Here is a 9,238-nt window from a genome sequence, read left to right on the forward strand (position 1 = left end):
CAGGTCACCATCCTCGGCCTGCTCGCGGAACAGGCCGAGGATGGTGACCTGGTCGGGCACGTCGTGCGCGGTGTCGTTCCAGCGGACCAGGGCCTCGTGGCGTTCGTCGTCGCCGAGCAGGGCGAGCCGGCCGACGGGCTGGTCGGGGTCGGCGATCAGGCCGTGCAGGACCCGGACGAAGCGGTCGAGGACGCGCTGCGCGGTGGCCTCGTCGAACACGTCGGGCCGGTAGTTGAGGCGGAACCGCATGGTGTCGCGGGCCGAGGCGATCAGCAGCAGCGGGTAGTGGGTGGCCTCGCGGTTCTTGCCGGGCGCGAGGCTGATCGCGGCGCCGATGCCGGTACCCGCGGTGCCGGTGCGGCTGACCGGGTAGTTCTGGAACACCATCGAGGTGTCGAAGAGGTCGCCGTGGCCCACGACGCGCTGGATCTCGGCCAGGCCGAGGTGCTGGTGGGCGGTGAGGCGGGCCTGCTCGTCCTGGACGCGGGCGAGGAGCCCGGCGAGGGATTCGGCGGGGCGGACGCGGACGCGGGTGGGCAGCGTGTTGATGAAGAGGCCGACCATGCGTTCCACGCCGTCGATCTCCGGCGGGCGGCCGGAGACGGTGGTGCCGAAGACGATGTCGTCGCGCCCGGTGTGGGTGCTCAGGGCGATGCCCCAGGCGGCCTGGACGACGCTGTTGAGGGTGATGCCGCGGCTGCGGGCGAGCGCGCCCAGCGTGGCGGTGGCGTCGCCGTCGAGGACCGCGGTCACCTCGGCGCCGGCGACCGCGGCCCGGCCGGCGTCGGGCGCCACGTGGGTGGGCTCGGCGAGGCCGGCGAAGGCGTCGCGCCAGGCGGCGCGGGCGGCGTCCTTGTCCTGCCGCTCCAGCCAGGCGAGGTGGTCGCGGTAGGGGCGGACCGGGGGCAGGGCGGTGAGGTCGCCGCCGGTGTCGTACAGGGTGAACAGTTCGCCCATGAGGACGGGCAGGGACCAGCCGTCCATGAGGAGGTGGTGGTTGGTCAGGACGAGCCGGTGGCGGGCCGGGCCGAGCCGGAGCAGGGTGAAGCGCAGCAGCGGGGGCCGGGCGACGTCGAAGCGGGTGGCGCGGTCGGCGGCGACGGCCGCGGCGGCCGCCTCGGCCCGCTCGTCCTCGGGCAGCCCGCTCAGGTCGGTCTCGGTCCACGGCAGCGGGGCGTCACGCATGACGATCTGCGCCCAGTCGCCGTTCTTGCGCTGCCGGAACGCGACGCGCAGGTTGGCGTGGCGGGCGAGCAGCAGCCGGGCGGCGGCGCGCAGGGCGGCCGGGTCGAGGTCGCCGTCGATGTCGAAGGAGATCTGGACGACATACGGGTCGAGGCCGCCCTCGTCGTAGATGCTGTGGAAGAGCAGGCCCTCCTGAAGCGGGGCCAGCGACAGGATGTCCTCGATCTTGCGCGGGTTACGGCTCACTTCTCGGCCTCTTCTTCGTCTTCAGGAGCGGGTACGTCGTCGAAGGCGGCGAACTCGTCGTCGCCGAACAGGTCGTCGAGCTCGTCCTCGAACGCCTCGATCTCGTCCTGGGTGATGGAGGACAGGGAGACGTCGGAGGGGGTGAGTCCGCCGGCGAGGGGGTCACGGGCGTGCGCGACCAGGGCGTGCAGGGCCTGGAACCACAGGTCGGCCAGTGCGCGGACCTCGGTCTCGGCGAGGATCCCCTCGGCCCAGGTCCAGAAGGCGACCAGGCGGGATCCGCCGGGGCCGTCCTCGGTGCGGGCGTTGAGTTCGAGGGGGTGGGCGAGCGGCAGGTGCGCCGGGTCGCCGGGTACGGCGTCGATGCCGCTGAGCGGTGTCCAGTCGGCGACCGGGCCGCCGGCCGCGGTGGAGAACCGTCCGAGGTAGTTGAACGCCACCTGGGGTTCGGGCAGTGCGGCGAAGCCGGGGGCGGTGTCCGGGTTGAGCCGGCGGACGAAGCCGTAGCCCATGCCCTTGGCGGGGACGGCCCGCAGCTGTTCCTTGACCGCCTTGAGCGCGGCTCCGGCGGCGGGCCCGCCGGCGAGGGCGTCGGCGAGGTCGGCGGGTCCGGTGTCCAGGCGGACCGGGTAGAGGTTGGTGAACCAGCCGACCGTGCGGGACAGGTCGGCGCCGTCCACGAGGTGTTCCTCCCGGCCGTGGCCCTCCAGGTCGAGCAGGAGTCCGCGGGTGCCGCGCCAGCGCGCCCAGGCCAGCGAGAACGCGGTCAGCAGGACGTCGTTGACCTCGGCCTGGAACGCGGCCGGCACCCGGGTCAGGACGGCCTCGGTGACCTCGGCGGGCAGGGTCGTCTCCAGCCGGCCGGAGGTGGCGTAGGTGTCGCGGGCCGGGTCCAGGGCGCGCCGTCCGAGCATCGGGTCGGGGGCGCGCAGCACGTCCTGCCACCACCCGGCGTCGGCCGTCCAGGCGGGCCCCGCGGCCTCCTCGGTCAGGCGCTGTGCCCAGCGGCGCAGGGAGGTCCCGACGGGCTGGAGTTCCGGGGTGCGGCCGGCGGCGACGGCCTCGTGGGCCTCGGCGAGGTCGGGGATGAGGATCCGCCAGGACACGCCGTCGACGACGAGGTGGTGGACGACCAGGACGAGCAGTCCCGGGATGTCGCCGCCGCGGTCGGCCCACACCGCCTGCACCACCCGGCCGGCGGCCAGGTCGAGGCGGTCGCGGGCGGCCCCGCCCTCGGACCGCACCAGCCGGGTCAGGGCCTGCTCGTCCAGTCCGGTCGCGTCGGCGCGGTGGACGACGGTCGCGGCGTCCACGGTGCCGGGCTCGGGGATCTCCAGGCGCCGTCCGGGGGCCGGGGAGAGCCGGGCGCGCAGGGCGTCGTGGTGGTCGAGGAGGGCCTGCACGGCGCCGGTGAGGTGGTGCGGGTCGAGTCCGGCGGGAACCTGGAGGACGGCGGACATGTTGAACGCGTCCAGGTCGTCGCTGCGCTCCAGCAGCCAGTGCTTGATCGGAGTGAGCGGGACCTCGCCGAGGCCCGCGCCGGGCTCCTCGGCGACGGCACCGGTGGCCTCGGTGACGACCGTGGCGAGGGCGGCGACGGTGCGGTGCTCGAAGATGTCGCGGACGGACAGTTCCAGTCCGGCGCGGCGGGCCCGGCCGACGAGCTGGATGGACATGATGCTGTCGCCGCCGAGGTCGAAGAACCCGTCGTCGATGCCGATCTCGCGGACGCCGAGGACGTCGGCGAACAGGGCGCACAGCGTCTTCTCCCGGTCGGTCCGCGGGCCCTGGGCGGCCGTCTCGGTGGCCGTCTCGGGGGCCGGGAGGGCCGCCCGGTCGAGTTTGCCGTTGGCGGTCAGCGGCAGTGCGGGGAGCACGGTGACCGCGGCGGGCACCATGTAGTGGGGCAGCTGTCCCGCGATGTGGGTGCGCAGGGCGCGGCCCAGGTCCGGGTCCTCGCCGGGCCGTCCGGGCACCACGTAGGCGACGAGCCGGACGGTGCCGGGGGTGTCCTCGCGGGTGATCACGGCGGCGGCGTCGACGGCGGGGTGCTCGGCCAGGACGGCCTCGACCTCGGCGGGCTCCACCCGGAAGCCGCCGATCTTGACCTGGTGGTCGGAGCGGCCGAGGAACTCCAGTTCCCCGCCGCCGTTCCAGCGCACGACGTCGCCGGTGCGGTACAGGCGGGTGCCGGGCGGGCCGAAGGGCGAGGCGACGAACCGTTCGGCGGTGCGGTCGGGCCGGTCCTGGTAGCCGCGGGCCATCTGCGCGCCGCCGATGTACAGCTCGCCGCGCACCCCGGGGGCGACGGGTTGCAGCCGCTCGTCCAGGACATGGACGGTGGCGTTCCAGATCGGTCCGCCGATGGCGGCGGAGGCGGGCCACTCGTCGGTGTGGTCGGGGAGCGTCGACGAGGTGATGGCGGCGACCTCGGCGGGGCCGTAGATGTTGTGCGCCATGCGCCGCCCGCCGCTCGCGCAGAACGCCCGCAGGTCGCCGCCGAGCCGGAACTGCTCGCCGCCCTGGAAGAGGTCGGTGAGGCAGTCGAGGGGTTCGCCGCGGTCGGCGGCGGCAGCCAGCACCGCGTCGATGACGAGGGTCGGCGCGAACAGCTCGTTGACGCCGTGGCGGGCGATCCAGCCGGCCAGCTCGTAGGCGTCGCGACGGACGTCCTCCTCGGGCAGGACGAGGGTCTTGCCCGCGACGAGGGCCTGGAGGATCTCCTGCACCGCGAAGTCGAAGGAGACCGCGCAGAACTGGGCGGTGCGGGTGCCGACCCCGCCGCCGTAGGTCCCGGTGTGCCAGGCGAGCAGGTTCGTCAGGGAGCCCATCGGCATCACGACGCCCTTGGGGGTGCCGGTGGAGCCGGACGTGTAGACGACGTACGCCGGGTGGCGGGCGTCCAGCGGCCGGACCCGGTCGGCGTCCGTCAGGTCGGTGTCCGCCCCGGCGGCGAGGAGCCGGCCGGTCGCCGGGTCGTCGAGGACGACGTCCCGCCCGCCCGGCTCGCCCAGCAGGGGGCGGTGGGCGGTGTCGGTGAGCACGGCGGCCGGACGGCAGTCGTCGAGGATCGCCCGCAGCCGCTGCTCGGGCGCCTTGACGTCGAGGGTGAGGTAGGCGGCGCCGGTCTTGAGGACGGCCAGCAGCGAGACGATCATCTCGACGGACCGGGGCAGCGCCACGACCACGATGTCCTCGCCGCCCACGCCGCGGGCCGCCAGGTGGCGGGCCAGCCGGTTGGCGCGGGCGTTGAGCTCGCCGTAGGAGAGGGTGGTCTCCTCGGAGACGACCGCGGTGGCGCCGGGGAAGTCGGCGGCCTGCCGTTCGACCAGCTCGGGCACGAACTGTCCCGGCACCTCGTGCCCGGTCCGGTTGCGCTCCGCCAGCGCCACCCGCTCGGCGGGCGTCATGGCGTCGAGCCGTCCGACGGGGCGGTGCGGGTCGGCGGCGACGGAGTTGAGCAGCCGCAGCAGCCGGTCGGCGAAGTCCTGGGCGGTGCCCGGGTCGAACAGGTCGGCGTTGTACTCGACCGCGCCGTGCATGCCGGCCGGCTCCCCGTCGGGGCCGTAGGTCTCGTCGAAGAAGAACGCCAGGTCGAACTTGGCCCGCCCGGTCTCCGGCGCCCGCACGTCGACGGTCAGCCCCGGCAGCCGCAGGACGTCCAGGGCCTCCTGGTTGTTGTCGAGTCCGAGCAGCACCTGGAAGAGCGGGTGGCGGGCCAGCGACCGGACCGGGCTGAGCACCTCCACGAGCCGTTCGAACGGCAGGTCCTGGTGGGCATAGGCGCCCAGGTTCGTCTCCCGGACACGGGCGACGAGATCGGTGAAGGCGGGGTCGCCGGACGTGTCGGTGCGCAGCACCAGCGTGTTGACGAAGAAGCCGACCAGCTCCTCCACGGCCGTGTCGGTGCGGCCCGCGATCGGGGTGCCGATGGGCACGTCCGTCCCGGCGCCGAGCCGGGTCAGGAAGGCGGCCAGCGCCGACTGGAGCACCATGAACAGGCTGGAACGGGTCTCCCGGGCCAGGCCGGCGAGGGCGCCGTGCAGGGCGGCGGGCACCTCGAAGGCGACGCGTCCGCCCCGGTGGGACTGGTGCGACGGGCGGGGCCGGTCGGTGGGCAGCTCCAGTTCCTCGGGCAGCCCGGCGAGGGTCTGCTCCCAGTAGCCGAGCTGGCGGGAGATCTCGCTGTCCGGGTCGTCCTCCGAGCCCAGCACCTCCCGCTGCCACAGGGTGTAGTCGGCGTACTGCACCGGCAGCGCCGGCCACGCCGGTTCCCCGCCCCGGGCGCGCGCCGCGTAGGCCAGGGACAGGTCCCGGGCGAGCGGCCCCATGGACCAGCCGTCGCCGGCGATGTGGTGCACGACGAGGGTCAGCACCCGGTCACCGGCCGGCGTGGTGAACAGCCACGCCTTCACGGGCAGTTCGGTGCGCAGGTCGAAGCCGTACGACGCGGCGTCCCGCACCCTGGCGTCCAGGTCCCCGGCCGGCACCTCCTCCTCGATGAGCGGGAGCCGCGCGTGCTCGGCGGGCACGACGACCTGCCGGGCACCGCCCGGATCGTCCGCGAACAGGGTCCGCAGGCTCTCGTGCCGTACGACCACGTCCGTCAGGGCCTGCCGCAGCGCGGCCCGGTCCAGCGAGCCGGTCAGCCGCAGCGTGACCGGGATGTTGTACGTGGCGCTGGGGCCCTCCAGGTTGTGCAGGAACCACAGCCGCTGCTGGGCGTAGGACAGCGGGACGTGGCGCGGGCGCTCGACGGGCACCAGCGGGCTGCGGGCCCCGGACGCCCGGGCGAACGCCTCGGCGAGCCCGGCGACGGTGGGGTTCTCGAAGAACGTGCGGATCGAGATCTCCGCGCCCAGCACGGACCGGACCCGGCTGAGCAGCCGGACCGCCGACAGCGAGTGGCCGCCCCGGTCGAAGAAACCGTCGTCGATCCCCACCGACGGCACCCCGAGCACCTCGACGAACAGGGTGCACAGCATCTGCTCCAGCGGGCCGCGCGGCGCCCGGGAACGAGCGGGCAGCACGGCCGCGTCCCCGGCGGTGTCCGGGGCGCCGGCCCCGGCGAGCCGCAGCTCACCGTCGACGGTCCAGCGGGCGGCGCGGCCGGTGCGGTACAGCCAGGACGCGCCCGCGAACGGCGAGGGCAGCAGACGCCCGGGGTCGACACCGCCGGCCCCGGCGGGCACCGGCTCGTCGCCCGCCGCGTACAGCATCCCCCACGCCCCCGGCGGCACCGGGCGCAGCGACTCGTCCAGTACCCAGGCACGGGTGGGACGCACGGCGGCCGGCAGTCCGGCCCGGGACAGCGCGCCGGCCGCCTCCGGCCGGGCGGCCCCGCTCCATTCCTCCAGGACGGCGGCGCGCTCCGCCGCGTCCAGCACCTCGACCGCCGACAGGGCGAGACCGGGGTCGGCGGCGATCGCGGCGAGCAGCCGCAGATAGCGCTCACCGATCGAACGGGCGGTCCGCGCCTCGAAGAGACCGCTGTTGAACTCCAGCTCGGCGACGATGCCCGCCGGGCGCCCCCGCTCGTCGAAGCGCTCGGTCAGCTCGAGGTTCAGGTCGAACTTGGTGTCCTCGATCGGCAGCCGCTCCAGCTCCACCGCGAGCCGGGGCAGCCGGGCGACCTCGGCCACGGTGGCCCGCGGATCGGTGCTGTGCAGGGTCAGGCACACCTGGAACAGCGGGTGCCGGGCGAGCGAACGCTCGGGGTTGACCGCCTCCACCAGCCGCTCGAACGGCAGGTCCTGGTGCGCGTACGCCTCCAGCCCGCGCTCCCGGACCCGCTCCACCAGCTCGGTGAACGCGGGGTCCCCGGAGGTGTCGGTGCGCAGCACCAGCGTGTTCGCGAAGAACCCGACCAGCTCCTCCACGGCCGTGTCGGTGCGGCCCGCGATCGGCGTGCCGATCGGAATGTCCGTCCCCGCCCCGAGCTTGGTCAGCAGGCCCGCGAGCGCGGCCTGGAGCACCATGAACAGGCTCGCCCGGGTACGGCCGCCGAGCGCGTGCAGCTCCTGGTGCAGGGCGGCGGGCACCCGGAAGGACACCTGGCCGCCGCGCTGCGACAGATCCGCGGCCCGCTCCCGGTCGGCCGGCAGCGCCAGCTCCTCCGGCAGCCCCGCCAGGGCCCCGGTCCAGTAGCCGAGCTGGCGGGAGATCTCGCTGCCCGGGTCGTCCTCCGAGCCCAGCACCTCCCGCTGCCACAGGCTGTAGTCCGCGTACTGCACCGGCAGCGGCTCCCAGTCCGGCGCCCCGCCGCCCGCGACCCGGGCCGTGTAGGCCTCGGCCAGGTCACGGGCCAGCGGCCGCATGGACCAGCCGTCACCCGCGATGTGATGCAGCAGCAACAGCAGCACGTGCTCGTCCTCGGACAGCGCGAACAGCGTCGCCCGCAGCGGCGGTTCGGCCGCCAGGTCGAACCGGTGACGCGCCGCCGCGACCAGCTCGGCCGGCAGCCCGTCCTCGTCGGCCTCCCGCACGTCGAGAGCGACCCGCGCGTCCCCCGGAGCCAGCACCCGCTGGGTGAACCCCTCCTCGTCCTGCCCGAACACCGTGCGCAGGCTCTCGTGCCGCGCGACGACGTCCCCGAGCGCCAGCCGCAGCGCCTCCCGGTCCAGCACGCCACGCAGCCGCAGCGCGCCGGGCGCGTTGTACGCCGTGCTGTCGCCGTCCAGCAGCTGGAGGAACCGCAGCCGCTGCTGCGCGTACGACAGCGGAATCCGCTCCGGCCGCGGCACGACCGGGGCGACCCCGCGCCGCACCCCGGCCGCGGACGCGGCATCGAGGTAGCCGACGAGTCCGGCGACCGTGGGGGTGTCGAACATCTGCCGGATCGGCAGCTCCGTGTCCAGGACGGTACGGATCCGGCTGACCAGGCGGGTGGCGAGGAGCGAGTGCCCGCCGAGGCGGAAGAAGTCGTCGTCGATCGAGACGGTTTCCAGGCCGAGGATCTCGGCGAAGAGACCGCAGAGGATCTCCTCGCGGTCCGTGCGCGGGCCACGGCCGGCCGGGGTGTCCATGCTGTAGTCGGGGGCGGGCAGGGCGCGGCGGTCCAGCTTGCCGTTCACCGTGAGCGGCAGCTCGTCGAGGGCGACGAACGCCGACGGGACCATGTACTCCGGCAGCCGGGACGCGACGTACTCGCGCACCCCGTCGACCGAGCCGACGACATACGCCACCAGGCGCTGGTCACCGGGCTGGTCCTCGCGAACGACCACAGCGGCACGAGCCACCTCCGGGTGACCGGCGATGACCGCCTGGATCTCCCCCAGCTCGATCCGGAAACCACGCAGCTTGACCTGATCATCGACCCGGCCCGCATAGACGAGCTGACCGTCACTGTTCCAGCGAGCCATGTCACCCGTGCGGTACATGCGGGAGCCCGCAGGGCCGTAGGGGTCGGCGGTGAAACGCTCCGCCGTCAGGTCCGCACGCTCGAAGTAACCACGAGCCAGGACCACACCACCGATGTACAACTCACCAGCGACACCCGGCGGCACCGGACGCAACCGCTCATCCAGCACATAGGCGCGGGTGTTCCAGAACGGCCGCCCGATCGGCACCGGACCCGAACCCACGGCCTGACCAGGCTCAATACGGAAGTCCGTGCAGTTGACCGTCGCTTCCGTGGGCCCATAGGCGTTGATCACCGTCACGGCCGGGTGGGTAGTCCTCCACGCCTCCAGCACCTCACCGACCAGCGCCTCACCACCGGTGATCAGCGTCCCCGACGGCGACACCCCCTCCGGCAACGCCTGCAACAGACTGAGGTGCGACGGCGTGACCTTCATGAACGACGGCC

The 9,238-nt window shown here is 74.3% G+C and carries 1 protein-coding gene and 1 pseudogene; both read right to left on the reverse strand.

The genetic code is table 11. From position 1 onward, the window contains the following. Positions 1-1,431 (reverse strand): condensation domain-containing protein (locus tag CCN42_RS26205; protein WP_245877461.1); only part of this gene is annotated, 1,431 nt, incomplete at its 3' end. Further along, positions 1,428-9,227, reverse strand: a pseudogene (locus CCN42_RS26210) (non-ribosomal peptide synthetase); the annotation flags it as partial. The gene CCN42_RS26205 and the pseudogene CCN42_RS26210, both read right to left, overlap by 4 nt. Positions 9,228-9,238: the final 11 nt, after the last annotated feature.

The sequence above is a fragment of the Streptomyces glaucescens genome, from assembly GCF_002154375.1.
GTDB lineage: Bacteria > Actinomycetota > Actinomycetes > Streptomycetales > Streptomycetaceae > Streptomyces > Streptomyces glaucescens.